The organism is Vibrio sp. 10N.286.55.E10 (assembly GCF_002872555.1).
GTDB classification, from domain to species: Bacteria; Pseudomonadota; Gammaproteobacteria; order Enterobacterales; family Vibrionaceae; genus Vibrio; species Vibrio crassostreae.
In genome coordinates, this window is record NZ_MCSD01000044.1 from 1 (window position 1) to 2,306 (window position 2,306).

Sequence of the window (2,306 nt, forward strand, 5' to 3'; positions counted from 1 at the left end):
GCTGTTGAACTAAGCCGCTTCGCGGAGGACTTTCCTCTCACTTATCCGATAGACCAAACTTATGATGTATCCATAGATTAAGGAATACATCATGACCCCATTAAGACAACAATTTATCGATGAAATGGCGGTTCGCCGTTTTTCTCCGAAAACCCATGCAAGCTATTTACGTTGGGTTAAAGATCTATCTACTACTTACGATCTGTCCCCCGATTTACTCACCGATCAACAGATTAGTGCATATTTACGTACGCTCACCACAGAGCGGAGCTTAAGTAGTAGTACTTGTGCTCAAGCTTTGAATGCCATCTTGTTCTTTTATCGTGCCGTTTTGAATAGAGAATTTGAAGAGCGACTGGTTCCCCCGATTAAACGCGCCAGTAAAATACCGGAGCTGCTTAATCGCGAGGAAGTAAGAAGTATCATTAGTCATTGTCGAAGTCTTAAATATCAGACCGCACTTGAAATGTGTTATGGATGTGGCCTACGTGTCAGTGAGGTCGTGGGTTTGTACGTGAAAGACATTGATGGTACGGCGAAACGGCTGCACATTCATTGTGGTAAAGGCAAAAAAGATCGCTTTGTTCCACTGGGTGATAGCCAACTGAATCATCTTCGAAATTACTGGTGTCATTATCATCCCACCGTAGTGCTGTTTCCCAGCCTAGAGCCCGAAAAGCCATTGGGTATTAGCTCTTTGCAGAAGTGCTTCAAAGCAGCAAAAGTTGAGGCTAACGTCAGAAAATTAGGGGGAATACACGCCCTGAGACACGCCTATGCAACTCATCAGCTTGAATCGGGCATGCCTTTGAATGTTCTGCAGCGTTACCTTGGGCATTCGAATATCAAAACGACATTGAGGTACACCCATTGGATAGGTCATCACAACGAAAGCTCGGACGGAAGTAAGTTCGACTTAGTTGCTCAACTATGGGAGGAGAGCGAATGAACGCATTATCTCCTTACCAAGCCGTATTAACCCAAGGCTTAGAAGAGCTTGATAAAAGCAAAGTCACACCGAGGCAGTGGCAAGTACTCCATCATTTAAGAGACTGCCGAACAGAGCGTATGGGCAGTTACGACTGGCGTTGTCAGCAATGCGGTCATGAAACGCGTTGGTACTGCTCTTGTCGAGACCGCCATTGCCCCAATTGCCAAGAGCAAATGAGGCAGCAATGGTTAACAAAGCGAAGCCAAGATATTTTACCCGTGGCCTATCATCATATGGTTTTTACCTTACCGCACGAGTTCAATGCTCTGGTTAAAGCGCATCCTAAGGTGGTTTATCAATGCTTGTTTCATTCCGTGTGGGCAACATTATGCGCGTTTGCTAATGAGCGGCATCACCTTGTCGGTCAACTTGGAGCATTAATGGTTCTTCACACTTGGGGAAGAAATCTGAGTCAACATACTCATATTCATTGCCTACTACCGAGTGGGGTGCTTACAAAAGATCGGCAATGGCAACGGACAAGAAAAGAGAGTTACCTGCTTCCGGTTAAAGCCTTATCCGTTCGCTTTAAGAAAGAGATGTTATGTCGAGTAAGCGAGTTGATAGCGACGCACAGTAATTTATTAGAGGAAGCCGCTAGTAAGAGATGGGTTGTGTACAGTAAACCTGTACTCCACGAGCCCACAGCGGTAGTGGGTTATCTATCTCGGTATTGCAATCGTATTGGGTTAAATCCAAACCAATTAAGTTATAACGTGGATGGCCGTATCACGATGAGTTACAAAGATTATCGAACCAACGGGACTCAAAGAATGTGTTGTAATGCGGGCGAGTTGCTTCGACGCTTACTTTTACATGTGTTGCCTAAAGGGCTAATGCGAATACGCTACTATGGCTTTTTAGCTAATGCTGTACGGGTAAAAGCGATAGCGGAAATTAGGCATAGCTTACGAGAGCGACCCGCAGAGAAATCGGAAGTGCTGAAAGAGAAACCGTGTTGTCCGAACTGCCATAGCAACAGCATGGTACTCGTGTGCATCAATATTAGACCTAGGATAGTCGTTTCAGAGTACCAACTGACCTAGTTGTCTGATTATAATGAATAAAATTATCGTTGTGTTATGGCGAGAGAGGGGCATTGTTCGCTTTTAAAAAGATTATGCAACGGGTGTAGTCGCTGTAGATAAATTGGCGGCTAGAAGTGGAAAATGAACCACTGACGGGGTACCGGTCTTAATGATAAGAGTGGAACGCAAGTCAGTCCTAAAAAGCAAATTCCATAGATAGAAGCAGCCAAGTCCAACAGGTATTTATCCATTGTGCTACGACAACGGATAAATACTTAAGCGTTATA

Annotated in this window: 2 protein-coding genes; both read left to right on the plus strand. The window is 44.6% G+C overall.

Annotated elements, in window-relative coordinates; genetic code table 11:
• Positions 1-91 precede the first annotated feature (91 nt).
• The gene (locus BCV39_RS18675) at positions 92-949 is read left to right on the plus strand and encodes a tyrosine-type recombinase/integrase (protein WP_102431373.1); all 858 of its coding nucleotides are present in this window, start codon (positions 92-94) and stop codon (positions 947-949) included.
• Positions 946-2,037, plus strand: a complete 1,092-nt coding sequence (locus BCV39_RS18680) for a transposase (RefSeq protein WP_102431372.1) — start codon at positions 946-948, stop codon at positions 2,035-2,037. The genes BCV39_RS18675 and BCV39_RS18680 overlap by 4 nt, the downstream gene beginning before the upstream one ends.
• The last annotated feature ends 269 nt before the right edge of the window (positions 2,038-2,306 follow it).

What these genes read in the sequence shown, in the direction of transcription:
- BCV39_RS18675 (WP_102431373.1), top strand. Translation starts at nt 92, where the DNA reads ATGACCCCATTAAGACAACAATTTATCGATGAAATGGCGGTTCGCCGT.
- BCV39_RS18680 (WP_102431372.1), top strand. Translation starts at nt 946, where the DNA reads ATGAACGCATTATCTCCTTACCAAGCCGTATTAACCCAAGGCTTAGAA.